Source organism: Nitrospira sp. MA-1, from assembly GCA_032139905.1.
Classification (GTDB): domain Bacteria; phylum Nitrospirota; class Nitrospiria; order Nitrospirales; family UBA8639; genus Nitrospira_E.
Window position 1 is genome coordinate 1,611,317 of the sequence record JAQJDB010000007.1, and the last position, 25,249, is coordinate 1,636,565.

The 25,249-nt window shown below is 49.3% G+C and carries 25 protein-coding genes; 17 read left to right on the plus strand and 8 right to left on the minus strand.

Annotated elements, in window-relative coordinates; genetic code table 11:
- Nucleotides 1-1,309: 1,309 nt before the first annotated feature.
- Nucleotides 1,310-1,480, minus strand: coding sequence for a hypothetical protein (locus tag PJI16_20125; GenBank protein MDT3779871.1), 171 nt, complete (start codon nt 1,478-1,480; stop codon nt 1,310-1,312).
- Nucleotides 1,481-2,018: 538 nt separating this feature from the next.
- Between PJI16_20125 and hypF the strand changes: the two genes are divergently transcribed.
- The 9 genes from hypF to PJI16_20170 all read left to right on the plus strand — a co-directional run bounded on the left by hypF (nt 2,019) and on the right by PJI16_20170 (nt 9,915).
- Nucleotides 2,019-4,445 (plus strand): carbamoyltransferase HypF, encoded by a 2,427-nt coding sequence (gene hypF / locus PJI16_20130; protein ID MDT3779872.1) that lies wholly within the window; start codon nt 2,019-2,021, stop codon nt 4,443-4,445.
- Nucleotides 4,436-4,717: a HypC/HybG/HupF family hydrogenase formation chaperone gene (locus PJI16_20135; protein MDT3779873.1), complete on the plus strand. Its 282-nt coding sequence runs from the start codon at nt 4,436-4,438 to the stop codon at nt 4,715-4,717. Before hypF ends, PJI16_20135 begins: the two co-directional genes overlap by 10 nt.
- 11 nt (nt 4,718-4,728) lie before the next feature.
- On the plus strand, nt 4,729-5,421 hold the full coding sequence (locus PJI16_20140) for an SIS domain-containing protein (GenBank protein ID MDT3779874.1): 693 nt from the start codon (nt 4,729-4,731) through the stop codon (nt 5,419-5,421).
- Nucleotides 5,418-6,563, plus strand: coding sequence for a hydrogenase formation protein HypD (hypD, locus tag PJI16_20145; protein ID MDT3779875.1), 1,146 nt, complete (start codon nt 5,418-5,420; stop codon nt 6,561-6,563). Before PJI16_20140 ends, hypD begins: the two co-directional genes overlap by 4 nt.
- 88 nt (nt 6,564-6,651) lie before the next feature.
- Nucleotides 6,652-7,692 (plus strand): hydrogenase expression/formation protein HypE, encoded by a 1,041-nt coding sequence (gene hypE / locus PJI16_20150; protein MDT3779876.1) that lies wholly within the window; start codon nt 6,652-6,654, stop codon nt 7,690-7,692.
- Between the two features lie 12 nt (nt 7,693-7,704).
- Nucleotides 7,705-8,271, plus strand: coding sequence for a hypothetical protein (locus PJI16_20155; protein MDT3779877.1), 567 nt, complete (start codon nt 7,705-7,707; stop codon nt 8,269-8,271).
- Nucleotides 8,259-8,588, plus strand: a complete 330-nt coding sequence (locus tag PJI16_20160; GenBank protein MDT3779878.1) for a hydrogenase maturation nickel metallochaperone HypA — start codon at nt 8,259-8,261, stop codon at nt 8,586-8,588. Before PJI16_20155 ends, PJI16_20160 begins: the two co-directional genes overlap by 13 nt.
- Nucleotides 8,588-9,433 carry a hydrogenase nickel incorporation protein HypB gene (gene hypB, locus PJI16_20165; protein MDT3779879.1) on the plus strand — a complete coding sequence of 282 codons (846 nt, stop codon included), beginning with the start codon at nt 8,588-8,590 and terminating at the stop codon, nt 9,431-9,433. The genes PJI16_20160 and hypB overlap by 1 nt, the downstream gene beginning before the upstream one ends.
- A gap of 47 nt (nt 9,434-9,480) precedes the next feature.
- A complete protein-coding gene (locus PJI16_20170; GenBank protein ID MDT3779880.1) occupies nt 9,481-9,915 on the plus strand; it encodes a hypothetical protein in 435 nt (144 codons plus the stop codon).
- Nucleotides 9,916-10,196: 281 nt separating this feature from the next.
- On the opposite strand, the gene acs is transcribed toward PJI16_20170, so the two are convergent.
- The 3 genes from acs to PJI16_20185 all read right to left on the minus strand — a co-directional run bounded on the left by acs (nt 10,197) and on the right by PJI16_20185 (nt 14,761).
- Entirely contained in the window at nt 10,197-12,083 is a 1,887-nt protein-coding gene (gene acs, locus PJI16_20175; GenBank protein ID MDT3779881.1) for an acetate--CoA ligase, read from the minus strand.
- Between the two features lie 259 nt (nt 12,084-12,342).
- Nucleotides 12,343-13,032, minus strand: coding sequence for an inorganic pyrophosphatase (locus tag PJI16_20180; GenBank protein ID MDT3779882.1), 690 nt, complete (start codon nt 13,030-13,032; stop codon nt 12,343-12,345).
- Between the two features lie 172 nt (nt 13,033-13,204).
- Complete coding sequence (locus PJI16_20185) at nt 13,205-14,761, minus strand: DUF4301 family protein (protein MDT3779883.1); 1,557 nt, start codon at nt 14,759-14,761, stop codon at nt 13,205-13,207.
- Nucleotides 14,762-14,937: 176 nt separating this feature from the next.
- On the opposite strand from PJI16_20185, the gene PJI16_20190 reads away from it, so the two are divergent.
- Nucleotides 14,938-15,375: a DUF3015 family protein gene (locus tag PJI16_20190; GenBank protein ID MDT3779884.1), complete on the plus strand. Its 438-nt coding sequence runs from the start codon at nt 14,938-14,940 to the stop codon at nt 15,373-15,375.
- A gap of 99 nt (nt 15,376-15,474) precedes the next feature.
- Here PJI16_20190 and PJI16_20195 read toward each other — a convergent pair whose 3' ends face one another.
- A complete protein-coding gene (locus tag PJI16_20195; GenBank protein ID MDT3779885.1) occupies nt 15,475-15,645 on the minus strand; it encodes a hypothetical protein in 171 nt (56 codons plus the stop codon).
- A 184-nt stretch (nt 15,646-15,829) separates the two neighbouring features.
- On the opposite strand from PJI16_20195, the gene PJI16_20200 reads away from it, so the two are divergent.
- The 4 genes from PJI16_20200 to PJI16_20215 are packed head-to-tail and all read left to right on the plus strand — an operon-like array spanning nt 15,830 to nt 19,744.
- Entirely contained in the window at nt 15,830-16,402 is a 573-nt protein-coding gene (locus tag PJI16_20200; protein ID MDT3779886.1) for a hypothetical protein, read from the plus strand.
- A 57-nt stretch (nt 16,403-16,459) separates the two neighbouring features.
- On the plus strand, nt 16,460-17,083 hold the full coding sequence (locus PJI16_20205) for a penicillin-binding protein activator LpoB (GenBank protein MDT3779887.1): 624 nt from the start codon (nt 16,460-16,462) through the stop codon (nt 17,081-17,083).
- A 41-nt stretch (nt 17,084-17,124) separates the two neighbouring features.
- A complete protein-coding gene (locus PJI16_20210; GenBank protein ID MDT3779888.1) occupies nt 17,125-18,645 on the plus strand; it encodes a hypothetical protein in 1,521 nt (506 codons plus the stop codon).
- A gap of 13 nt (nt 18,646-18,658) precedes the next feature.
- Entirely contained in the window at nt 18,659-19,744 is a 1,086-nt protein-coding gene (locus PJI16_20215) for an LPP20 family lipoprotein (GenBank protein MDT3779889.1), read from the plus strand.
- Nucleotides 19,745-19,819: 75 nt separating this feature from the next.
- Here PJI16_20215 and PJI16_20220 read toward each other — a convergent pair whose 3' ends face one another.
- From PJI16_20220 to PJI16_20230, 3 genes are all read right to left on the minus strand, one after another.
- The gene (locus tag PJI16_20220; protein ID MDT3779890.1) at nt 19,820-20,338 is read right to left on the minus strand and encodes a hypothetical protein; all 519 of its coding nucleotides are present in this window, start codon (nt 20,336-20,338) and stop codon (nt 19,820-19,822) included.
- Between the two features lie 33 nt (nt 20,339-20,371).
- Nucleotides 20,372-21,475 (minus strand): HEAT repeat domain-containing protein, encoded by a 1,104-nt coding sequence (locus tag PJI16_20225; GenBank protein ID MDT3779891.1) that lies wholly within the window; start codon nt 21,473-21,475, stop codon nt 20,372-20,374.
- 134 nt (nt 21,476-21,609) lie between these two features.
- Nucleotides 21,610-22,716, minus strand: coding sequence for a HEAT repeat domain-containing protein (locus PJI16_20230; protein MDT3779892.1), 1,107 nt, complete (start codon nt 22,714-22,716; stop codon nt 21,610-21,612).
- Nucleotides 22,717-23,069: 353 nt separating this feature from the next.
- Here PJI16_20230 and proC point away from each other — a divergent pair, with 353 nt between their 5' ends.
- From proC to PJI16_20245, 3 genes are all read left to right on the plus strand, one after another.
- Nucleotides 23,070-23,885 carry a pyrroline-5-carboxylate reductase gene (gene proC / locus PJI16_20235; protein MDT3779893.1) on the plus strand — a complete coding sequence of 272 codons (816 nt, stop codon included), beginning with the start codon at nt 23,070-23,072 and terminating at the stop codon, nt 23,883-23,885.
- A gap of 61 nt (nt 23,886-23,946) precedes the next feature.
- Nucleotides 23,947-24,132 carry a hypothetical protein gene (locus PJI16_20240; GenBank protein ID MDT3779894.1) on the plus strand — a complete coding sequence of 62 codons (186 nt, stop codon included), beginning with the start codon at nt 23,947-23,949 and terminating at the stop codon, nt 24,130-24,132.
- Between the two features lie 338 nt (nt 24,133-24,470).
- Nucleotides 24,471-25,205, plus strand: a complete 735-nt coding sequence (locus PJI16_20245) for a transglycosylase SLT domain-containing protein (GenBank protein MDT3779895.1) — start codon at nt 24,471-24,473, stop codon at nt 25,203-25,205.
- Nucleotides 25,206-25,249 lie beyond the last annotated feature (44 nt).

Below are 25,249 nucleotides of genomic sequence, written 5' to 3' on the forward strand. Positions count from 1 at the left end.
CTGAAATGAAGAATCCTTACCGAGGACCTCTTGATGCCGGGCTTCTTTGAGAACAGGTGGGGACGATTCAATCCGAGGATTTGAGGATGTATTCGAAATTTTTGAAGAAAAGATAACAGGACTGAATACAAAAAGAAGAAACACGATAGGCCAGAAGACAGGCTTTCTCAACGGACAATACATGCAATCCTCAGAATCTGCGGGTTGGTGTTTGTCCTTCCTTGTTCCTGTTTTGCTATAGCTCATTTGGCGGTTGACCAACCTTTCACGATTTCTTTGGAAGACCATGGCGTTGGTTCTTCCATTTACATTTATCGGAATGTGTTAGGGATGTATTAATACTTCCCTGATTACCTCCTCCATCCGTTGGTCGTTTGGAGAGACACCGACCGCAGGTAAAAAAATATCGTTGGGACGCTGGGGGAGCAGGAAAAATTGGGAGATTCTCATTGATGCGATGTGAAAATTTTGCTGATGTGGAATGACGGGTCACTGAAGGGAGAGTTCAGTAATTCTACCTTCTAGGTTTCAGAAGACGGGTTAAAAACTTGTTATTGGATCTGTTTGTGGTGCCAAGTTGGATTTAAGTAAACGGTGAGTCGCAATGGCAATGCAGGACCCTTCGTTCCTAGTCAGATTTCAAAATATTGCTCCTTCAATTGCTCGCAGGCACCATCTAGGCCAGGAAACATAGAGCCTGCCGTAATTCCCATATATCTTAATTCATTGATGACCTTCTCTCGATCACAGATCGGAAGATCAATTGCTGATAAATAAATTTTCCCATTTGATTCTTTTGATTTTATATAAGATTCTATGTCATCGATATTGGTTACAGTGGAAGCTGCTTGTTGGGAATCATTCGTTCATTCTCAATTGCTAAAAACTCTCCAATTGAAAAATAGGGAGTTGGATGCGATAAAAGCATGCTTTGAGTTCCGTCCTCTTTCCACTGCTCTTGATCGAATATTAGAATTCTAATCGTTTCTTCTCAACGCAGAATGAGGGTTTATTGGCAACAGGAGGCTTGTGCGGAACCGAAGGGAGCGGCTTTTATCAGATGTTTTGAATAAGGCTACCGTAGTTGGGAAATTTTGATCCTGTTCAATTAAATACGCTACCCCTTGGAAGCATGTGGGCCTTTCATCAATATTAAGGATAATAGTTCCACTTGTGTCTCCGATGTAATTTCCTATCCACTGACCCTTGATTAATCAAATTCCCATCCATTTGAAAAATAGTGAAATTAAATTGTCCGTTCAGTGTACTTTCTTAGCACCTCTTATGCTGATTTTTCAAACTTCCCTGGCTAAGTATTCATTTCTTCAGTAGAATTATCCACGGGGTCTTGGCCGAGTTCTTTGGCTTTCAAGATGCGGCGCATGATTTTGCCGGAACGGGTTTTGGGCAGTGAAGGGACAATTTCAATTTTCCGGGAGTTGGCGATTCTGCCTAACTTCCCTAAGATATGATCCTGCAAACTTTTGATGAGGTCGACATTTCCTGCTGACCCTATTTCAAAACTACAAATGCCGTGATTTGTCCTTCTGCGTTTGGGTGTGGATTTCCGATAACGTCGGCTTCCGCCACTGTTCGTGGCTACCTAGAGCCCTTTCAACTTCTGTGGTACCAATCCAGTTCCCGCTTTACAGATCCAGACAAACGGTTCTTTCCCAAAATCAGCCTCCTCTTTATGCCGGTTGTCCTTCTGCGGAGTAGAAACCTCGATTCCTTCTGATGAAATCATTTTGGGGCAGATTCGGTATTTCGAGGATTTTGTTCTTGGTTTTTGGCTATTAAAAAAAGACAAAGCTATACTGGACAACACGCATGGCTTTCTTAGGGTGGTTGGCCGGCCAGCCAACTTTTCAGGCTAAAGGGGACCATCAATGAAGTTTTCCCGTGAGGGGGAGCCTGGGCTAGCCCTATCATGTTCAGGTGTATGACAAGTTTGTAGTGGTGTCGGACTCAGGCAACAACCGTATTCAACTGTGGGACATTGACGGAGCCTGGCTAATATGATGGAAACAGTAACGGTGAGAACCTCAAACGAACAGGCATTCAATATCCAAGTGTCTGGATTGGTCCAGGGTGTCGGTTTTCGTCCGAAGGTCTGGCAACTGGCTCAACGATTTGATCTTCGAGGTCATGTTTCCAACAATGGAAACGGTGTTCAAATTCTGGTGGCCGGCGAGGAAGATAACCTCAGGCATTTCATTCATGATCTGACGCACAATCCTCCACCACTCGCAAAAATTACGGAAATCTTCACAATGCCCATTTCCTTGAGTGAGATCCCTGAAGGCACATTTGTCATTGCCGGAAGCGACAAAAGTGCTGTGCAGACCGGCATTGTGCCGGATGCCGCCCCATGCCCGGAGTGCCTGAAGGAAATATTGGATCCTTTTGCCAGGCGCTTCCGTTATCCCTTTACCAACTGCACGCATTGCGGGCCCCGCCTGACGATTCAGGAAGGGATTCCCTACGACCGGCCTTCCACCACACTGAAGAATTTTCCTCTGTGCGAGGCCTGCCTGAAAGAATATCACGATCCCCGAGACCGGCGGTTTCATGCCCAGCCGATCGCCTGCCACGCATGCGGTCCGAAGGTGTGGCTTGAACGGATAGACGGAAAACCTCTAGCGGTGCATTCCGATATGAAACTTGATGAGGCCGATGCGGTCTGCAGTCTCCTCCGGAAAGGCCATATTCTGGCTATTAAAGGATTAGGCGGTTTTCAACTTGCCTGCGATGCCACCCAAGAAGAGACGGTCAGACGGCTTCGTGCCTTGAAACAACGGGAGGGAAAACCGCTGGCTTTGATGGCACGCGACCTGGAGACCATACGACGGTATTGTGTGGTAGGGGAGAGGGAAGCCGAACTCTTGCAAAGCGCGGCCGCACCCATTGTCATCCTCAAGCGCCATCCGGAGATGACCCTTGCACCGGGAGTGGCTCCCGGCATGTCGACATATGGGTGTATGTTACCCAACTCACCGCTTCACCATTTGATCCTTTGCTGTATGACTCATCCTATTGTATTAACCAGCGGGAACCATGCGGGAGAACCCCAGTGGATCAACAATGACCAGGCCAACGTACATTTGAAAGACATTGCCGAATTTGTGGTTCTGCATGATCGGGGGATTGCCCAACGTATTGACGATTCGGTGGTCAAAGTCATGGATCAGGTTCCACGGGTGCTGCGACGGAGTCGAGGGTATGCACCTTCTCCCATTTGGCTTCCTTCGGGCTTCGAACATTCTCCTGCTATCCTTGCTATGGGTGGTGAACTTAAAAACACCTTCTGCTTACTCAAAGATGGACAAGCCCTGCTCTCCCATCACATTGGAGATTTGGAGGATTCTTTGACCTATGCCGATTATCAACGGGCCATCTCCCATTACCAACGTTTGTTTGAACATAGTCCGGATAGTATTGCGGTTGATCTGCACCCGGAATATCTGTCGAGCAAGCTGGGACGGGCCCAAGCCAACGGTAGCCATCTCCCGATTCTTGAAATCCAACATCACCATGCTCATTTCGCGGCCTGTCTGGTCGAAAACGGAGTTCGCTTAACGACTGAACCGGTCCTTGGCGTTATCCTGGATGGATTGGGCTATGGAGAAGACGGCACGATTTGGGGCGGAGAGTTTTTGCTGGCGGATTATGGGGGCTTCACTCGTCTTGGGTCCTTTAAGCCCGTGCCGATGCTCGGCGGACCTCAGGCAATAAAGGAGCCGTGGCGGAACACCTATGCGCATGTGATGGCAGAAATGGGGTGGGCAGAGTTTGCGATGAACTACTCCGATCTGCCGTTGTTTGATCATTTCGAGATGAAACCTCGCATGATGCTGGACCGCATGCTGAGCCATGGGATTAATAGCCCGCTTGCGAGTTCCTGCGGTCGGTTGTTCGATGCCGCCGCCGCTGCGATGGGTATTTGCACAGAGAACGTTCTGCATGAGGGGCAGGCTGCCATGGAGATGGAAGCTCTGGTGGACGACGAAACAATTCGGCATGAAGACGAATTATTAGCCTATCCATTTTCCATTCCGCGCCTGAAATCCTCTGGAATGCCCTATGTCGAACCGTTAGGAATGTGGCAAGCGCTTTTGGGCGATCTAATCCTCCATACACCGGTTCCGGTCATGGCCGCACGGTTTCATAAAGGGCTTGCCAACGTGATTTGCAGCATGGTCACCCAATGCTCACACCCTCCTGACGGTCACGGCCGGCATCACACGGTGGTCCTTTCAGGTGGCGTGTTTCAAAATCAGGTGTTATTTGAACTCGTAAAACACAAGTTGGAGGTAGAAGGATTCACCGTCCTTTCCAACAAACAGGTTCCAATGAACGATGGTGGCATTGCCCTTGGACAGGCCGCGATTGCCGCAGCTCGTTCCTTGCAAGAGACCAATGAGGTTCGATCCACATGTGTTTAGGCATACCCGGGCAAATTGTAGAAATCAGCAATGTGGAGTATAAGCTCGCGATCGTGAACGTGGGTGGGGTTCGACGGGAAGTGAATATCGCCTGCATTGTCGATGAGGAGCATTCTCCTGTGGCGTGTGTCGGGGATTGGGTGCTGATTCACGTGGGATTTGCCATGAGTCGGATTGATGAAACGGAAGCTAAGCGGACAATAGAGTTGCTGACTGAAATGGGAGAAGTGCAAACCGCAATCCAGGCGATGCGTCAGTCAAATACCTCCTAAAGGATGGCCGCATGTCTAATCAAAAAATATTAGCCTCTCTTTATCCCTTCCTGCAGCCGTCTTCGAAAGATTCGGCATCCGTAAAATCCGGATTACTTGAATCGGTGCGAATGAAATCACAAGATAGCACCCAGGTCATCCAAACATTTTTTGACGCACAGAGCGAAAAAGTCGTGGCCGCTGCCATGGCCGTAGCGGATATTTACCGGCATGAGGGACGGCTGTTTACGATGGGCAACGGCGGATCGAGCTGTGATGCCGCCCATATTGCCGTCGAATTTTTGCATCCAGTGACCACCGGGCGCCCTGAGCTTCCTGCCGTCAATCTTGCGGCCGATCAGGCCATGATGACCGCTGTAGGAAATGATGTGGGGTTTGATCACATATTTGTGCGCCAGTTGATCGCTCAGGGAAAGGCCGGGGACGGGGTGATCGGCGTGTCCACGAGCGGCAATTCCGAAAATATTATGCGGACCTTTAGGAAAGCTAAGGAGATGGGGGTGACCACCATTGGCCTCACCGGGGGACTTGGAGGAGCCATGGCAACCTCTTCTGCAATTGATCATTGCCTGGTTGTGCCTACTGAGAGCATTCACCGGATCCAGGAATGTCACGTCCTGATCTATCACATCCTTTGGGATCTCGTGCACACCCTTCTTGCTGATCATCGCGGCGCGTCGGCCACAAAAAAGGACACTCCATGAAATTCGTCGATGAATTTCGTGATCCCCAAAAAGCTCGGATTCTTCTCCAGGAAATTGAGGGGCTGGTGAAACGGATACCCGTCTGCCGTGATCGCCCCATTTGGATCATGGAGGTCTGCGGTGGGCATACACACACTATTTTTCGCTATGGCCTCAATAAAATGCTCCCGAAGGAAGTAGAGTTCATTCATGGACCGGGCTGTCCGGTTTGCGTCCTGCCACGAGGCCGCGTGGATGACTGTATTGCTCTGGCTGAACGGGACGAGGTGATCATGACCACATTCGGGGATGCCATGCGGGTGACCGGCCTCAAGAAAAATCTCCTACAGGCCAAAGCCGAGGGAGCCGATGTGCGCATGGTCTATTCACCATTGGACGCCTTGAATCTCGCCCGATTGAATCCTGAAAGAGAAGTGGTGTTTTTCGGTCTTGGTTTTGAGACCACCATGCCCAGCACGGCCCTGACCCTTCTTCAGGCGAGAGAAGAAGGGATTAACAATTTCTCGATCTTTTGTAACCACATCACGATCATTCCCACGATCAAGGCCATCCTGGATTCTCCTGACCTTCAGCTTGACGGCTTTTTGGGTCCGGGCCATGTGAGCATGGTGATCGGAACGAAGCCCTACTCCTTTATCGCTGAATATTATCGAAAGCCCATCACCATCGCCGGGTTTGAACCACTGGACATATTACAATCCGTCTGGATGGTGCTTAAACAATTGGCGGAGGGACGCTGTGAGGTGGAAAATCAATATACACGGATTGTTCCTCCTGATGGGAACATGCAAGCGTTACAGGCTATTCAAGAGGTGTTTGAATTGCGAGAGTTTTTTGAATGGCGGGGATTAGGATCCATCGATCATTCCGGGGTCAGGGTCCGTGAGGAATTTTCTGCGTTTGACGCTGAACGAAAATTTCCTCTTCCCAATCTGAAAATTGCTGACCCCACGTCCTGCCAATGCGGTGAAGTCTTGAAGGGGGTGATTAAACCCAGTCAATGTAAGGTATTTGGCACGACATGCACTCCTCAGAATCCCTTGGGAGCGTTGATGGTTTCGACGGAAGGCGCCTGTGCCGCCTACTACAACTACGGCTGGATTCCTGAAGAAGATTTACATCCGGCAAAAAGCCCCGTGTGAGAAAATGGAAAATCTAAAAAATCAGTTGAATATGATGAATCCTTAATCGCTCACTTCTACTCAACCTGCTTTCGTCAAGACCAAGCCCATGCTGAACCGAACCACTAACGATGAACGGATTACCATGGCTCATGGGAGTGGAGGAAAAGCCATGCGGGCACTTATCGAGGACCTGCTGGTTCCAACCTTTAATAATTCTCTTCTCGATACCTTAGAAGATCAGGCCACCATTCCGTTGAGAGAATTACTCCAACATGGTGATCGGCTGGCATTTACGACGGATAGCTATGTCGTGGATCCGTTATTTTTCCCGGGAGGCAACATTGGCGAATTGGCCGTGAACGGGACAGTCAATGACCTGGCGGTCAGTGGAGCACGCCCGCTATTTTTGTCATGCGGGCTGGTGATTGAAGAGGGTTTTCCTTTGGACACACTTACTCTCATTGTCGAAGCCATGAAGCATGCGGCTGATCGAGCTGACGTGTCCATCGTCACGGGAGACACCAAAGTCGTCGAAAAGGGTTCCGCGGACAAACTCTTCATTAACACCGCAGGAATCGGCGTCATTCGAGAAGGTGTGTCCATTGCCGCGACCAATGCTCAACCGGGAGACGCCGTTATCACCAATGGATTTATCGGTGACCACGGGGTGGCCATTCTTCTTGCCAGAAACGAATTGGCCCTGGAAGCCGATGTTCAAAGCGACACTCAGCCGGTCCACGATCTGATTTCCCATATGCTGGATGTCTGTTCCCAGATCCATTGTTTGCGGGATGCCACGCGCGGCGGATTGGCCACGGTCCTGAATGAATACGCTTCCGCCTCGAACGTGTCCATTCAGATCAACGAGCCCCAGGTGCCTATTCGAGAATCCGTTCGAGGAGCCTGTGAAATTCTCGGCCTTGATCCCCTGTACCTGGCCAATGAGGGAAAAATTGTGGCAGTGGTCCCTTATGAAAACGCTCACGAACTTATTAAGGCCATGCGGGACCATCCCCTAGGCAAACACAGCGCCATCATCGGGAGGGTCAACTCCTCACCGGCGGGAATCGTGATACTTGCCACTACCTTCGGAGGTACACGAATTGTGGATACGCTGGTGGGGGATCAATTGCCGCGAATCTGCTAGAGAAGAATAGTCATGAAATTATTGACTCCTGAAATACTGGAAATCCTTGAAGACGGGCAACTCCAACGGTTGACCTATGCGGGACTTCCTGCTTTTCATCGCGGCAACGCCGTTTGGGAAGCATGCGTAGGGTATTGCGCCATGCAGGCAACTGGATGGGCTCTGTCTCATGAGCAATTATGGGATCGAAAGGGTTTATTCGTTGTCAGCGCCCATCCGGGTCCTGGTGTCCGTGATGCCATCGAGTTTGTGACACGGTGTGTGAGTCGAAAGCGGTTTCAATTACTCGAGCCTCACCAACCTGCTGTATGTAATCAGCACATGCAATTTCGTTGGTGGGTCACCCATTACGATCGAACGGTTGACGTGGAATTCAAAAATGGATTTGTCCCTGCACAATTTTTCGACCTCCTGGAGCCGGTGGGATCGGATCGGGAACCGCCTTCAGACTCTCTCAATCTCGAAAAACTGAAAGCCGATCTCACGGAGCGGCTGTGGGATGAACCCTTAACGGCTCTTTTTGACCTGACCCCCAGTGGAAAATCCACTGTTCTGGACCGGTTCGCATGCACGAATTAGGGATCACTCGAAATATTGTGTCCATTGTCACAGAAAAGGCTGGTGGAGAACCGGTGAGGCGAGTGACGATCGCCATCGGTAAACTCAGTGCGGTATTGCCCGAAGCCATCCGGTTTTGTTTCGACATTGTCAGTCAAGGAACCGTGGTGGAAGGCGCTGACTTGGAGATCCTTGAAATTCCGGGAACAGCTGAATGCCGAACCTGTGGAACGCATTTTGAACTCGAGCAACTTTACGGCCGATGTCCGTGTGGTTCTGTCGACATCACACGGCTCACGGGAGAGGAACTGCTTGTGAAACACATGGTGATAGCCTGATGTGTACGACATGCGGGTGCTCCGATTCAGGCAATCCGAGAGTGACGAACTTGCAAACCGGGCCTACCGATAAAACTGCCCATTCGCATTCCTATCACTCACATTCCCATGGTGACCATGACCACCATCACGAGCATGGGCTTGATACTCACCATGACCATCAACAGGGACACGAAACCACTGTTCACCTGGAACAAGCCATTTTAGAGAAAAATGACCGGCTGGCTGAACGGAATCGTGAGTGGTTCCTCGATAGAAATATTGTGGCCCTCAACCTCGTCAGTTCGCCGGGTTCAGGAAAAACAACACTTCTTGAACGCACGATTCATGATTTGAAGCATGCCATACCCATTTCGGTGATTGAAGGGGATCAGGAAACCGTATTTGATGCCGAGCGCATACGAAAGGCAGGGTGTCCGGTGGTACAAATAAATACCGGTACCGGATGTCATCTAGAGGCCGACATGCTGGCACGAGGCATGGAAACGTTGCAGCCTCCATCCAATTCACTGGTACTAATTGAAAATGTCGGCAATCTGGTCTGTCCTGCTCTATTTGATTTAGGGGAACAGGCTAAGGTCGTCGTGTTTTCGGTCACAGAAGGGGAAGACAAACCCTTAAAATACCCGCACATGTTTCAGCATGCGAGCGTCATGATCCTCAATAAAATCGATCTTCTGCCTCACCTCACCTTTGATGTCAAAACATGTCTGGAATTTGCTCATAAGGTGAATCCCAAACTTCAGGTGTTTCAGCTTTCAGCCATTACTGGCGAGGGACTTCAACACTGGTATGACTGGGTGACTTCACAGATCAAAAATTCAAAAAAACAAGTCATTCGCTGATGTTTATTTTATTGAGGCATGGATTCCTTCTTGGAAGGAGACTTGCCATGGAAGCCGACCACGCGGCGGCTGTCGCCACACTCGCGACCAAAACCCAATGTGTGGCCCACACCCTTAAGCAGGGACTAACATGGGGGCTGGGTCACACTATCACGTTACTGTTGTGTGGCTCGATGGTGTTCCTTCCGGAATCTGCGGTTCCGGAGCGATTGGCTAACTGGCTGGAATTGGTCGTTGGCGCCATGCTGGTAGGACTGGGAGGCGATGAATTACGGAAAATCATACAAGAGCGTATACATGTTCATGAACACCATCACCAGCCTCCGCACCTTCATGCCCAATCCCACCGGGAAAAACTCAATCACCGAAAGACTGACCATCAACATTCACATTCAACCGCATTTCCCTACCGCACGTTGTTTGTAGGATTGATGCACGGAATGGCGGGGTCCGCCGCACTCATATTTCTGACACTCTATTAAACGGTTTCTCCGCTACCAGGAATTATTTACATTTCTATATTCGGTTTTGGATCAAGGTGGGAATGGCCTCATTCTCGATGGGCATCGCCATCCCTCTTCGATATTCATCCCGCTCAATACGTTGGCTGCACAAGGTTCTTTTGCTGACCTTAAGCTTTAATTTCGTTTTTCGGCTTCCGATCGCTTCCATACAGGGAAGCAGTGGTCAACCCGCTGATTAGAAATCAGCGGGCTCAGGAAAAAAGAATTGCTCAAAAATTGAAGAAGGAAGTAATCTGGCTTCACTCTTCCAATGTGGAAATATCCCCGGGATCCTGACCGAGTTCCTTGGCCTTTAAGACGCGGCGCATGATTTTGCCGGAGCGGGTTTTGGGAAGCGAGGGGACCACTTCAATTTCCCGGGGGACGGCGATCTTACCCAATTCCTGTAAGACATGGTCCTGCAAACTTTTAATGAGATCGGGCGTTTCCTCCTGCCCTTGCTTCAGGATGACAAAGGCTTTGATCTGTTCCCCGGCGGTCTGATGCGGTTTGCCTATGACGGCGGCTTCCACGACCGCTTCATGACTGACTAACGCGCTCTCGACTTCTGCCGTCCCGATGCGGTTGCCGGCGACTTTTACCACATCATCAGCTCGACCCATAAACCATAAATAGCCGTCCTCATCCTTATGACACACATCGCCTGCGGTATAGACGCCGGGGATGGTATTCCAATACAAAAGATAACGATCCGGTTCTTTGTAAATGGTCCGCATCATTGACGGCCAGGGTTTTTTGATGACGCCGAATCCTCCACCATGCTCTACGGTATTGCCTTTGCGGTCCATGACATCGGCTTCGATGCCTAAAAACGGACGGGTGGCTGAGCCGGGTTTGAGTGGCACGCAAGGGAGGGGTGTGACCATGATCATGCCGGTCTCTGTTTGCCACCAGGTATCCATGATGGGTTTGGTGCCACCCGTCACGCGATGGAACCATTCCCAGGCTTCCGGATTAATGGGTTCGCCCACTGATCCTAAAATTTTCAGGGAAGAGAGATCGTATTTTTTTGGCCAGTCCTCGCCAAATTTCATCAGCAGCCGGATAGCCGTCGGCGTGGTATAGAAGATCGATACCCCATAGCGTTCAATGAGATCCCACCAGCGTCCGGGATTGGGATAGTCGGGTTTACCTTCTGCCGTTAAAATCGTGGCGCCGTTTAAGAGCGGACCATAGACGATGTAGCTGTGGCCGGTAACCCACCCCGGATCGGCTACGCAAAAATAGACATCTTCATCTTTGAGGTCAAAGACATATTTCGTGGTGATATAAGTACCCACCATATAGCCGCCATGGACATGGACCACGCCTTTAGGTTTTCCCGTGGTTCCTGAGGTATAGAGGATGTACAAGGGCGTTTCGGAGTCTAACGCCTCAGCCTCACATTTTGGTGATTGATCTTTGAGCCAATCCTCCCAATCCAATTCTTTGGGAGCCTGAAGAGGGGAGGCTGATTGTTCTCGTTGGACGACAATGACTTTTTCCACTGAGAGACATTTGGCGACCGCTTCATCAACGACCGGCTTAAGGGGTATTTTTCTACTACGGTCATATCCCACATCTGCGGTGATGACCACTCGCGCCTCGCACGCTTCTATGCGTGCGGCCAACGCCGTGGCGCTAAAGCCGGAATAGACCACCGAATGAATGACCCCGATGCGGGCACAGGCCAGCATGGCAACGATTTGCTCGGGGATTTTCGGGAGATAAATCATGACCCTGTCGCCCTTGTTGAGGCCCAGGCTTTTGAGACCATTGGCGCACTTGTTGACCTGCCGATATAACTCGCCATAGGTCAGGATTCGTTCCTGACCTTCCTCTCCGACCCAAATGACGGCCACTTTGTTTTTTCGCCAGGTTTGGACATGGCGATCGAGACAGTTGTAGGCAATATTGCAGGTGCCTCCCACAAACCATTTAGCCCAGGGATAATTCCACTCCAACACTTTATTCCAGGGGGAAAACCAGTGAAGTTCTTTGGCAATGCCGTCCCAGAACTTTTCCGGATTCACGACAGACTGCATGTACGCGGTTTCATAATCCTGAATATGAGCGTTGGCTGTTATGTCGGGGGAGGGAGGAATGACGCGGGTTGATCGTTGCAGGGTTTCAATATTTTCACTCATTAGGTCTATTCCTCCTTAGTTACGCATTTTAGAACACCACCAAGAACGTGTCTTCTCAGCGAATTGGCTGACAAGCCCATTATGCTGCCCTTGGCTCGTTCCTTCAAGAGGGTAGGAATGAAAGTCCGTGATAAAGAGATGGAAAGTGAATAAGGATTGGAGGCGATGAATATGAGAACCGTCGCTGACCGAAAGCTGGTTGCCATTTTTTGAAAAACGAGATTGGGGAAATTCAATGGGTTGAGAGGGACTGGTTATCTCAATTAAGAGCGTGGCGGGGTTTTGCGAGTTGGGCCTGTATGTGTCCATATTTGCCGGCGTAATCCTGTTGACTCCGACGAATCACCTCATGGGCCTCCTCTCGACCATAGACATGCGTGATTTCGCAATTCTTTTTTTGCGAGCCGGGAGCATCTTTGTAGGTCAGGAAGTAATGCATGAGGCGTTCGACAAAGTGAACCGGACAGGCTTTGATGTCTGTCCATTGTTCATGGAGGGCATCGCCTTTGAGAACCGCCACAATTTTATCATCGGCTTCATCCCCATCGATCATCCGCAAGCCACCTATGGGAATAGCTTGCAGCAACACGTCCCCATGGATAATGCTTTTCTCCGTCAGGACACAAATGTCTAATGGATCCAGATCGCCGACGAGGCCAGGCCGATTGGTACAACCGGCGCTGAATTCCGCGACTGATTGACCGCAATAGGTTTGCGGAATTAATCCGTACAGCGTGGGGCACACATTGGAATAGCGCTGAGGCCGATCTACGCGCAAATGGCCTGATTTTTTATCCAATTCATATTTGACGGTGTCCGTGGGTACAATTTCGACATAAACCGTGACGGTGAATGGTGCCTCTGCTCCTATTTCGACACCGTGCCAGGGATGCGATTTACAGGGGAACCCAAAGTTTTGCCAAATGGAGAAAAATTCTTGTTCATTCATAAAAATTTTCCAGGTGTGGGATGAGTAAGCCCAGTCAGGGCGTCATGACCTCCACTAGCTTTCGGTCTGAGACTTCTTCATCTTAACCGGCCACCCGTGCGGGGGATGTGCTGTTACGTATCGGAAAGGAACAAAGAGAAACGAAAAGGATGTTCACCCACGCGAGTGGTGGTTACTTCTGATTCGTCTCAGGTTGATGGGCAGGGTGAAGCCAATCAAGAAAGGTTTTGACGGGATTAAAGTTGGCGCGGGGAATTTCCACGAAAATGGTGATCCAATGCGCCATTCCTCCATTCCACAGGCCTGGCCATTCCAAGGCTTTGAGTGGACGACCCTGGTAGGATTTCATGCCGATGAACCCCGTTCCGGGATCGACGAACTCCAGAAGGTTAAACGGATTGCCTTGAAAGTCACGGACTCCGCAGACCATATCAACCGGATTGAAATGGGTTCCAGAGGCAAACAACTTTTGCTGAGCTTCCGAATCCGGATTGACCTGTGATTGCTCGACGATTTGCCTGGATGGGGCATCCTCAGGGTGGGCCACCCAAAATGGTCCTCCGCCCGGATCGCCCGTATTGGGTACGACACCACAGATCCGGATGGGACGGTCTAAATACTGTTTTAATAATGTGGCTTGATCGGGAAGTGCCAATTCTCGATACGATTGGGGAAGCGGGAGAAGGAGGTCTTGCAGGATACAGGCTTCGGCCTGGTGAACACTTTTTGCATCTGCGGGGAGCGAGCTGAGTTGTTCGATATGTTGAAACACATGTTGTTGAAGATCAACCAGATAGCCTCCTAAGGCCTTTCTCCATGCAACGATCGGATCTTTCAAATGGTCGGGGACGACATTATCAATATTGGAAATGAATACAATGTCTCCCTGGTAGTCATTCAAATTTTCCAATAGGGCACCATGCCCTCCCGGTCGAAAAACCAGAGTGCCGTCCTCAGCTCGAAATGGCTGATTGCCAGTGTCCAGCGCGATGGTGTCGGTTGACGGTTTTTGAAAGGAAACCGTGCAATCGAGTTTCCACCCCTCTCTGGCCAAGGTCTGTCGGATGGTGTGGAGATGGTCCTCAATGGCCTGTTCATATTGAGGAGAAACGGTCAAATGAATTTTAATTGTATGTATTTGATCGGGCTGATATCTAAGGGCTTCATAAATATGTTCTTCCAGTGCGGTGCGCGGGCCTTCTGCGTATCGATGGAAAGAGAGCAGCGCCTTAGGCAATTCGGCATAGCCAAGTCCCGGCGTTTTCAGTACCGCCTGAAGAATCGTGTTGAGATCGTGTGTGTGCTGATCGGTAGGAGGGGGTTGTCCCTGCCCATGAAAATACTTTTCTAAGTCCGATATAAATGGAAAATCCTGCAAGCGGGTCCATGCCTGGTCGACAGCATGGGGAAGAGTCGACGTCTGATTGGAACGGAATTCCGATGAGGCCTCTTCGGACAAAAATTTGAGGAGGTCATTGAACATACGAGTGGCGGCTCCGGACGCAGGAATAAATTTACTGATCCGATCCGCCTGCCGGGCAGCTTCAAATTGTTGTTGATACTGCGGGAAGTGTTCGGGATTAAGTTGAATAATACCATCGTTCACCCGGCATGGACGGATGATGGTGATCGGTGGGACTCCATGACGCAAACGCTGTAGTTGTGATTCCACTTGAAATGTGGAAATTCCACGACGTATTAATTCGAGATGATCCTCAGGGGTAAACATAGGGTTATGTCTATCTCAGTGTGTCTCAAGAATGTTCGGAGAGATCACACCAGACAGGAGTTGTGTTTCAGGACGAAAAATGTCAAAATTTTGATGCTCTCAACCCGACGAATATCCAATTGTAAAGTGTCATGTCGGCTATGTCATGTTCATGAATTAAGTTAAGGAGAATAATCATGATACCAGGCTTTAAAACGTTTCAAGGTCTCGCGGCATTAGGGGTTTTTCTGTTGGGAATTTCATCCGGTTGTTCCATCAAGGCGACATCCGATACCACTTCGGATGCCACCACCAATGTTTTGTCCTCCACCTCCGGCAAATCCTGGTGGACAGAAGATGGGCTTGTCAAACATGGGGAACATGCCAAAGCCTTTGTGGCGGTTAATTATGACACGCTCCTTCAAGAAATAGCCCAAGGTCACGGGGAGTATGTCCAGGCCTTCGGGACGATCTTAGGAGTCCAATCTCAACAACAGGCTCACTTTCAGGAATTAATTCAGAACGAGTATCCCGTGCTTGTTGAGATACCTATTTCACTTGGGGATGATCAGCTAAACAGGTTTATCGCCCATGCCCAGCAAGCAGGAACCCATGCTGCATCCTCAAATCTCTGACCCTGGTACCGTTAACAAACCGGACAGGGTTGTTTCCCTTTCGTGACATTCATCATTATCCAAATAGCAGTAAGGCCATTTGGAGGATGGAGGGCAGGGTCAAGGCTCTGCCCCTCCTTTTAAATAGCCCAGGCCAATCTTTACCGCACGCCTGGTGATTTCTGCCCATCTGGCTTCCGGATATTCCGCCAGGACCTTGGCGGCTTTTGCATCCTGAATGTCCAGGTCTTTCAACCGGATAATGCCATCTTCAATTGTTACATCAGCCACAATACATCCTCCTTGGTTTCCTGCATATCTCGAATGATGATGAATAAAATTCGAGGTAAGACAGAGTAAGACGGTAAAAAGTCCAATTTTCTTGACAGGTTGTAGGTCCGATGCTAGCATTTTCTTGACTCGTCTGACAGGAAACTCTGTTAAAAATTTTCTCAAAAAAGGTTAGGTTACCCTAATGATTGAACAAGCCCATGAAATGCGTCGGATTGTTCTCCGCATCGGAGGGTATGCTCTTCTTGCTTTCATGCTTGCGGCATGTGGAGGTCCTCCCAATTGGGTCAAGGAAGGATCGGGTGTCATGAATGCCGATGACTCCAAGTCTATTTATGGTGTCGGGGCGGTGGTCGGTGTGAAAAATGAACCACTCGCTTGGGAAACGGCTGAAAATCGCGCACGCGCCGAGTTGGCAAAAACCTTTCGCACCTATACGGCCTATCTCATGCAAGACTATGCCGCTTCAACTTCCGGGGGGAATTTCACCAAATCAACCGAAGAGCAAAACATAGAACGAGCGGTCAAGACTTTTTCAGCCGTAACCTTAAATGGAGTTCGCCCCATTGACCGTTACAAGGACGACGAGACCTCCACCTATTATGTGTTGACCAAGCTGTCTTTTGCGGAAATGAAAGAAGCGTTACAACAAGCGCAGGAACTGGACGAAGAGGTTCGGGATTTTGTGCGCAAGAACGCTGAAAAGGCTTTTAAAAAATTGGAAGAGGAAGAAGCCAAGCGCCCGGGAGGTCTTTGATCCTGGTTAAGTGACGACATTTTGCCTTCTTGGTTTATCAACAACAAAGGAATCACCTTGCTCCCCTTACTCCGAATGATCAAATCTTGCGCGATTGTTGTTCCCTGCCTTTCTCTCCTCTTGTTGGGCGGATGCGGAAAAGAAAAAAAGGTGACCAGGGTGGACCCCGGGCTCGTGACCGATTTTAGTGGTCGGTGGAATGATACCGATTCCAAATTAGTTGCGGAAGCGATGATGAAAGAAATGGTCAGCCAACCCTGGTTGGAAAACTTTTCCACCCAATTTAATCGGGTACCCACGGTCATCGTCGGGACCATTCTGAACAAAAGCCAGGAACATATCAATGTGGGCACCTTTATCACGGATTTGGAACGGGAAATGACCAATTCTCAAAGGGTGCTATTTGTGGCGAGTAAAAGTGATCGCGAAGAAATTCGCCAGGAACGCCAGGAACAAGCCGTTCATGCTCGGGAAGATACTCAGAAACGCCCAGGCCAGGAACTGGGAGCGGATTTTATGATGAAGGGAACCATAAGTACGATTGTTGATGAATCCGATGGCGTGAAGGGAATCTATTATCAGGTTGATTTAGATTTGATTAATTTGGAGACCAATGTGAAATCCTGGTACGGACAGAAAAAAATCAAAAAAGTCGTCGAACGGAAACGTCTGCTGTTTTAACGCAATGTCCTCCGGTGAGCCATTTTCATCCCTCGTGGTTCTTGCGTAACCCTCATTCAGCCTTTCCTCAACGTTTTAAATTTTTCCCCATCTCTCCTTTTTCCTGTCGGCTCCATGAGGCGAACTGCTGGTCGTGGTGGCGCCTTGGTCTGCTCGGTTTTGTTTTTCTCCTCGCGGGATGCAACGGAACATTTTCCCATTATAAGGAAGTCGACCACAGTCTCAAAGCGGGCAACCCTGACAAGGCCGTCACCCTGATTCAAGAAGCCGAAGATGACTATGGACGTAAAAACCGGCTTCTTTATCTGATGGACGAGGGAATGGTCCTGCATTTGGCCGGTCGGTATGAAGAGAGCAACACGGTCTTGGAAGAAGCCTATCTACTGGTTGAGGAACTGTATACAACACGGCTCCGGGATCAGGCTTCGGCGATTCTCATCAATGAGACCCAACTTCCTTTTGAAGGGGAGCCCTTTGAACATGTTCTGATCAACGTCATTATGGGATTGAATTATGCGTTGTTACAAAATTGGAATGAGGCATTGGTCGAAGCACGCAGAATCGACCACCGGCTCAATGTTTTGAGTGACCGGGTAGAAGGCGATGCGTACAAGGAGGATCCGTTTGCCCGTTATCTGACCGGGGTGTTGTATGAAATTGCAGGGGATCTGAATAATGCCTATGTGGCGTATCGCAAAGCAGAAACCATTTATGACGAGACTCAGTCCTGGTCCAAGATGCCACTCCCGGATGGTCTGAAGACAGACCTGATGCGGGTAGCCGACATTCTCCATTTGTCAGAAGATCTTGAGGAGTATCGAACGAAATATCTTGAAATGGTCGATGAGGTCCCCCTACCTTATGATGCCGATATGGCTCAACTGATCGTGGTGAGCTACCATGGTCGAAGTCCCAAAAAAGAGGATCTTTTCATAGACGTGCCCATTAGCCTGGATGCGCTGGCGTTGGTTGCCTTGGCTAAATCGGTCGGAGGACAAAGCACACGATCAAACAGAGAAGGAGAGGCGCTGATCTATGGAATCCACGGGCAAATTGCTCGTGTGGCCCTACCTCGGCTCGTTCCACAACATACGAAGATTGCCTACAGCACCATCCAACTGACGGATGGAACGACGACCTTCGACGCGCGCTCCCAACGAGTGTACGATATTGATGCCGTCGCAGAAAAGAATTTGGATGACGAGTATGCCACTCTGGTTTTGAGGGCTGTGGCTCGAACCGCCATAAAAATGGCAGCGGCGGAAGGAATAGGAATCGGCGCCCGGTCCGCGGTATCCAAAAATTCACAAGATTGGGTTGGGCTCGTCGCGGTTATTCTGGCTCGAATTTTCGTGCTAATGACTGAAGAAGCCGATATCCGCTCATGGCGGACTTTGCCGGGAGAAATTCACTTAACCCGCCTGTGGATTCCAGCGGGATCCTATAACCTCATGGTGAACGCGGTTGATCGGCAGGGACGGGTCATTGGACAGCCGAATACCGACCAACTGGATTTTCGGAGCGGAGAGGTTCGGTTGTTGCTCCGGCAGTATTCGGAATAAAAGGATTTTTGTGATGTGGGTCAAATATTTTCTTCCCTTCATTGGTGCTCTGATATTGTCCGGATGCTGGTTTGGAAATACGCCACCTCCTCCCGAATGGATCCTGACCCCACAGAAGGCCTATCCTGCCGATCGGTATTTAGTCGGAATGGGGGAAGGGTCTACCCGTGACCAGGCGGAAAAACGTGCGTATGCGGCAGTGGCACGAATATTTTCTGCTAACGTCCAAGCCAAGTCCCTGGATCAGGAATCGTATTCCCTGACCGAAACAAATAATCAATCTTCGACGCATCGGACCTTGCGAATTGATCAGGAGACTCAGGTGACGACAACCAAGCTCATTGAAAATGTCAAGGTATTGGATGCCTGGTACAGAAGCCTCGATCAACAGTTTTTCGTCCTAGCGGGCTTGGACCGACACCACACGGAGACCCTCCTGGTCGAACGCCTTAGTGATCTGGATGCCACGATTGAACGTTTGGTCGCGCAAGGTCGATCTCATCCTCAAAAACTTCATCGCATTCAAGGATATAAACAGGCTCTTGTTCTTCTGCAACAACGAAAGGTGATGAACACGGATTTGCGGGTCATTCGGGCCAGTGGAGAGGGTATATCCTCATCCTATACCCGTTCACAAATCCAACGAGAATTTATAGATTTTGTCGCCAAAAATTTGCTCATCTCGGTGGCTATTGAGGGAGAATACCATGATGACCTTGAACGAGCGATATTGGAGGGGCTCAAGCAAGAAGGCTTATTAGGCAGTCCCGCCAGTTCAAAGCCCTCTGAGATTGCGGACCTGGCTATTGTTGGGCAGGGAAGATTTTGGACGGTAAATTTGCCGGATCCCTTGTTCAAATATGTGCGCTGGTGTGGCGATATCGATATCTATGAAAACCCTTCGCATCGACTCATCGGTGTGATTTCAGAGACGGGACGGGAAGGGCATGTGACCGAAAAGGAAGCGCGGATTCGTGCCAGCAAAGTCATGCAGGACGTCATCTCCAAGAAAATCGCCCGTCTACTTACTCAATCCATGTTCAGTGCCGAACCGGATTCGTCACAGAGTCAGAGCGTTCCCAACGCCTGTTCTCGCTAACACACAGTCTTCTTGATCTCTTTAAAAAATTTTTTGTTGCGGTAGATGAATTTAGCTGGTCAGGCCGATTAAAGGCTAACAGGACAAGTCTTGCTCCAGGCCTTGGAGGAGTCTTTCCCATTCTTGGGTCTTTCCGATGTGCCTTTGCTGACGATCCCTCAACAATTCATTGGTGAAATCCGCCAAGGCTTTGAGATCATTCTGTGATTGTTTCACCTTTTCAGCAGCATGGGAAAGATATTGACAGACACCCTTGGAGGCCGGTGGCTGACCGCCCGCTCGTTCAAAGAGGGCAAAAGCACGATAGCCCTGTTCTTGGCCTCTAAAGAGGGTTTCTTCCGCCTGATACAGCAAGCGAGTCTGTTGGTGTTCTTCCTTTTGAGCGAGAATTTTTGCCATGAGCGCGGCCTTTCCAATGGAGAGGGCGGCGCCTTCAGGATCACCATTTGCAATAGCATTTTCAGCTTGCTGCTCCAGGCGATCCATCCCCCCAATTTCTCCAGGTACTTGCGCCAGGCCGTTTCCCGCATATGGGATCATGAGTACGATAAGGAGCACCCAAATCTCTGGGGGCTGAGGGAGAACCGGTTTCATAACGTCAGCCGATAAGGCTCAAGATGAGCAGGGCTACTGGATCTGCGAATCCATTTCGATTTGTTTATAGGTCCAACTCGTGGCCTCCCGCAGTTCGGCCATTTCTTTCGAATTGTCATGAATCACCCAAATTTTGTTTTCCAGCTCAGAAATGGGGGCAACAGCTTTTGCATTTCGCAGTTTGCCTAAACTCCACACGACCTCAGTCATAACGGGAAAATCGATGTCCGAAGATGTCTTGATGTGTGAAAGATTCTCAACAACATAGGCAAGCATGGGGGGGGTGATGGTGGGATCTCCGGTTAGCGAGGCAATTTCCCCTAACCCTTTGGCTGCGGCTGCTCGAATCGCCGAGTCCGTCTGGGTGTGAAAAATTTCTGTCAGGAGGGGAATAGCTTCGCTTCCCGCGCTGGACATGGCCACGATAGCTTCTTCCGCTATTTCAGGATCTTGGATGAGTTCTTTCAGTAAGGGAATGTATTGTTGGGATTCCACCTGAGGCATTAAGGAAAAGATTCTAATCTTTCGTTTATTTGGTGTCTGAGGATTATTGAGGAGCTTGAAAAGTCGGGTATTATGTCCCCATTCCGCAGCGAGCATAACGGGGAAATCGAATTCTTGAATTTGCTTGGCTAATTCTTGAATGGCATAGGGACCGGGCTGTGGTGCATTCGCGGCCTGGGCGGCTTGGCCGGAATCTTCAAACTTGGTTCGCGCTTCTTTGTACCAACCCAGGTCTCGTCCATCCAACTGATAGGAAAAAAGACAGGCCGGCCCCTTCCAAAGACGGGAGGGGGACCCGATTTGGTCGGCATCGCCGCCGGCCCGAGTGGTTCCTGACCATGTTTTTTGTTCCTCGCATTTGACGTTTACCCTCACATCGTATGGAACATCCCGACTGGTCACGACGGTGTACCCCAATTCTTCCAATCGCTGTCGTACAACATCTTCTATGACGGTCCCATCTACTTTCCCATGCTCTGTCAACGCCAGGACATGAATCAGAATGGTTTGAATGGCGTCGAGTTTCGCTTTTTGGTCTGCGTCGAGATACGTCCGCCTGGCCAAGCCCTCTGAGCCGAAAAGCCCAACGAGCAAAACTATGGTAATGAATCCACATGTTGCCCATGCCCTCATGCCTGACCTCCCACTGTACAATGTGAAGTGTTAACTGCGTATGATCGCAAATTCCCAACCATCATGACCCTCATGGTGTATGACTTGGTTAACAGGAAATCGTCAAAAATTTCTCAGAATTGTCGAGCCTATGATTAATAAGTTTGCAACATCGCAGCATCCTGTAACGCTATGGCCTTATAGGCCCAACTAGTGGCCTCTCGCAATTCGGCCATTTCTTTCGAATTGTCATGAATCAACCACACTTTATCCTGTAGTTCCGAAATCGGCTTGATCGAGGGGCCCCATCGCAATTTTCCAATTGCCCAGACCACTTCGGTGAGCAAGGGGAAATTAATATCTTCTGAGGTTTTTATATGAGGTAACACTTCGGAAACGTAATGCGCCAAGGGGGGAATTGTGCGGGGATCTCCCGACTTGGAAGCAATAATCCCTAAGGCTTTCGCCGCTTCGGCCCGCAGATTCGATTGACGACTGGTTTGGAATAAATCGATGAGTAATGGAATAGATTCGATTCCGGCACCCGAGAGCGCATTGATGGCTTCTTGCTGTAAGTCCGTGGACTCGAGGAGTTTGGTCAGTTGCGGAAGCGCTTCTTCCGCATGGGCGTCACTGAGGACCGAAAGGATTTTTACCTTCCGCAATTTGGGTGTGTTGGGATTATCCAGCAGTTTGAGCAGGCGATCAATTTGGCCCCACTCGGCAGAGAGCAGGACAGGGAAGTCAAATTCCATAAGCCTTTGGTTGAGATGCTCCATCGCATATTTCCCGGCATCGTCAACTTGGGCCTCTTGGGCGGCCTGCCTGGCATCAGCAAAGTTCGTGCGGACCTCTTTTTTCCATTGAAAATCGTTCTGTTGGAGGAAATAGGTCAACAGACAGGCTGGCCCCTTCCAGAGCCGATCAGGCGCATCGGCCAGGTCCACGTCCCCGCCGCTGGGAGAGGTGCCGGTCAATGTTTTTTGTTCTTCACATTTTACTTTCACTTCCACATCGTACGGCTGAGACCTTTCGGTTGTGACTGCATACCCCATTTCTTCAAAACGCTTCTTGACTGTGGCAGTCAAGGGCTGGGCATCATACCTCCCTTTTTCTGTTAAGGCGAGGACCTCGACTAACACAATCTGAGCGGTTTCTAATTTGGTTTTTTGCTCAGTGGTCGGAGAAATCTGCCGGGCGTCGGATTGAGTGCCATCAACCCACAACATTGCGAAAATCAGGAAAACAGGCCAGGCTTTCATACCTTACCTCCTTGGCTTCTAATTTTTGACCATTGTGGATGGCAACGTAGGCGAAATAGGGACGAAACAAATGTTTCTAAACGAATTTTCCAGGATTTTTTAATATACCCCTCACATTAAGCAAGGGGCAACCCAATGTCGTCGTGAAAACTTTTGACCAGGTTGCTTTGGCAAGCTGCTGATCGTCCTGCCACATGCAGAGGCTTTATTGAAAAAGTTAGTTACTCGATATCAATATTCGTTACAGAAAAAGTCCTCAATGGTTTTGATTGGGAATACGCAGACTGAAGGATTTTATTAATATTACCTGGGGATAAGTTGAACCCCTATCAGTCTCCGGCTATACTCGGCGCATGGCACAGTCACCAAAGTTGGCATTTTTAGGAGCAGGTAATATGTGTGAGGCATTGGTGACCGGCATTTTGAAAGCCAACCTTGCGTCTCCTGCCAATATTTCTGTGACCGATATTTCCTCAATCCGATTAGAACATTTCCAAAAGACATTTCAAGTCCAGGTGGGATCTCATAACGCTGATGAAGTGAAGTCAGCCGATATCATTGTTCTCTGTGTGAAGCCTCAGGTTATGGATATCGTGCTTTCGGAGATCAAAGATCAGCTTTCTCCGAAGCATTTAGTGATTTCTGTCGCAGCAGGCTATCCGTTGGCTCGCATACAACAGCATATCGGGGAAAATGTTTCTCTAATTCGTGCGATGCCCAATACCCCGGCAGTCATTCAGGAAGGCGTAACGGCTTTAGCCGGGAGTTCAGGTCTTCCCTCCCAGCATCTTCTGCTGGCTCAATCCATATTTGAATCGGTGGGCAGAGTGGTCACGGTGGAAGAATCCTTAATGGATGCCGTTACGGGTTTGAGCGGAAGCGGTCCCGCGTATATCTATCTGGTGATTGAAGCACTCACCGATGGTGGAGTGCGGATGGGCATCCCACGGACCGTTGCCACGGTGCTTGCGGCACAAACAGTTTTAGGGGCGGCCAAGATGGTACTCGAAAGTGGGGAACATCCTGCTTTACTCAAAGATCGGGTGACTTCACCAGGTGGGACGACAATTGCCGGACTCCAACAATTGGAAATCGGGCGGATACGGGCGACCTTAATGAATGCCGTCGAAGCTGCTACGGCTCGTTCTCATGAGTTGGGCCAATTATGAACTCGGTCGCACTGACGTGAGATGCACACATGGCATAAGATTTTATTGAAAGGAGTACACGGTGCAGTATTGGGTCAAAGTCATTTTTGTGGATAATAAAGAATTAGAATTCAAGGACGCGATTCGCCATACCATCAGCGATGACATGGAAATTCTTGAAATTGATACTCCCAAGGAAGTCACCATCATTCCCTTGAAGCAAATTAAGTATTTTTCTTGCGATGCCGGAGTCTTTGCCAAAACATAAGTAGAGGCAGTAAATCGGGTCAGGGGTCTGTTAATATTCAGATTGAATTATCCGAAAGGATTTAGGAGGTTCTTGTTCGTTATATGGTCAAATTTCCTATTTTCTTATTTATAATGGAAAGACCCTAAACCTAACCCCTTACATAATCCTTGCCAACAGAAAGGTATTTGATTTCGTCTCTTATAAAGGGAAATAAGAAAAACTCTTCTTGCCTAATTCATCTCTTTATGCCACCATCATATTATTCCTGTAATCCGACGTGGATCTTCTTTCATAAAAACCCCAATTGAAATTTGGAATGACAATTCGTTGAAGACACGGAAGGAATAATCATGATCATGGAAACGATCAAACAGGTTGGTAAACAAATCAGTCTGGTCCTGGTCTTATTGCTCGGGCTGTTGATCCTTTGGGAGCTTCCCCACCATGATCGAAATTACCTCTCCCATCAGGAGCGGACCGCCCAATTAGGAACGAAGCTGCCGTCGTATGAGGTAAAGACCTTTTTGCGCCATATTGAGACTAGGCTTCCTTCCTATCGGGAAGAATTTCAGCAGGCTGAGAAAAAATCAGGGATTTCATGGATGTTATTAGCAGCCATGGCCTATCAAGAATCTCAATGGAACCACAAGGCAGTTAGTCCCACAGGGGTGCGGGGAATTATGATGCTTACACGGTCCACTGCCTCGGATCTGGGAATCAAAAATCGGCTTGACCCTTCAAAAAGTATTGCCGGTGGAGCCCGTTATCTATCCTATTTGCAAAAACGGGTTCCTGACAATATTCGAATGCCAGATCGCATGTTTTTTGCCCTTGCCGCTTACAATGTCGGCATGGGACACATTAACGATGCTCGATTGCTTGCTAAGCGCCTAGGTAAAAACTCTGATCAGTGGGATGACCTTAAAAGCATTCTTCCCCTCCTGGCTCATAAAGAATATTACCAGGATCTGCCACATCGTTATGCCCGTGGATGGGAGCCTGTCAAATATGTGAAGCGTATTCGAGCCTATCGGAACATCCTTCAGCAGGTTATGAAGCGTGAAGGGAAAATGTCTCAAGTGGATATTTAATTCGTTCCTCTGTTGTATTTCAGTTGATCTTCAGCCTCTCTCGG

Excerpts from the sequence above, each read along its gene's own strand:
- hypB (MDT3779879.1), top strand. The coding sequence starts at position 8,588 with ATGTGTACGACATGCGGGTGCTCCGATTCAGGCAATCCGAGAGTGACG.
- PJI16_20185 (MDT3779883.1), bottom strand. The coding sequence starts at position 14,761 with ATGTTTACCCCTGAGGATCATCTCGAATTAATACGTCGTGGAATTTCC.
- PJI16_20190 (MDT3779884.1), top strand. The coding sequence starts at position 14,938 with ATGATACCAGGCTTTAAAACGTTTCAAGGTCTCGCGGCATTAGGGGTT.
- proC (MDT3779893.1), top strand. The coding sequence starts at position 23,070 with ATGGCACAGTCACCAAAGTTGGCATTTTTAGGAGCAGGTAATATGTGT.
- PJI16_20140 (MDT3779874.1), top strand. The coding sequence starts at position 4,729 with ATGTCTAATCAAAAAATATTAGCCTCTCTTTATCCCTTCCTGCAGCCG.
- PJI16_20225 (MDT3779891.1), bottom strand. The coding sequence starts at position 21,475 with ATGAGGGCATGGGCAACATGTGGATTCATTACCATAGTTTTGCTCGTT.
- PJI16_20245 (MDT3779895.1), top strand. The coding sequence starts at position 24,471 with ATGGAAACGATCAAACAGGTTGGTAAACAAATCAGTCTGGTCCTGGTC.
- PJI16_20230 (MDT3779892.1), bottom strand. The coding sequence starts at position 22,716 with ATGAAAGCCTGGCCTGTTTTCCTGATTTTCGCAATGTTGTGGGTTGAT.
- PJI16_20160 (MDT3779878.1), top strand. The coding sequence starts at position 8,259 with ATGCACGAATTAGGGATCACTCGAAATATTGTGTCCATTGTCACAGAA.
- PJI16_20215 (MDT3779889.1), top strand. The coding sequence starts at position 18,659 with ATGTGGGTCAAATATTTTCTTCCCTTCATTGGTGCTCTGATATTGTCC.
- acs (MDT3779881.1), bottom strand. The coding sequence starts at position 12,083 with ATGAGTGAAAATATTGAAACCCTGCAACGATCAACCCGCGTCATTCCT.
- PJI16_20180 (MDT3779882.1), bottom strand. The coding sequence starts at position 13,032 with ATGAATGAACAAGAATTTTTCTCCATTTGGCAAAACTTTGGGTTCCCC.
- PJI16_20170 (MDT3779880.1), top strand. The coding sequence starts at position 9,481 with ATGGAAGCCGACCACGCGGCGGCTGTCGCCACACTCGCGACCAAAACC.
- PJI16_20135 (MDT3779873.1), top strand. The coding sequence starts at position 4,436 with ATGTGTTTAGGCATACCCGGGCAAATTGTAGAAATCAGCAATGTGGAG.
- hypD (MDT3779875.1), top strand. The coding sequence starts at position 5,418 with ATGAAATTCGTCGATGAATTTCGTGATCCCCAAAAAGCTCGGATTCTT.
- PJI16_20220 (MDT3779890.1), bottom strand. The coding sequence starts at position 20,338 with ATGAAACCGGTTCTCCCTCAGCCCCCAGAGATTTGGGTGCTCCTTATC.
- hypE (MDT3779876.1), top strand. The coding sequence starts at position 6,652 with ATGCTGAACCGAACCACTAACGATGAACGGATTACCATGGCTCATGGG.
- PJI16_20200 (MDT3779886.1), top strand. The coding sequence starts at position 15,830 with ATGATTGAACAAGCCCATGAAATGCGTCGGATTGTTCTCCGCATCGGA.
- PJI16_20155 (MDT3779877.1), top strand. The coding sequence starts at position 7,705 with ATGAAATTATTGACTCCTGAAATACTGGAAATCCTTGAAGACGGGCAA.
- hypF (MDT3779872.1), top strand. The coding sequence starts at position 2,019 with ATGATGGAAACAGTAACGGTGAGAACCTCAAACGAACAGGCATTCAAT.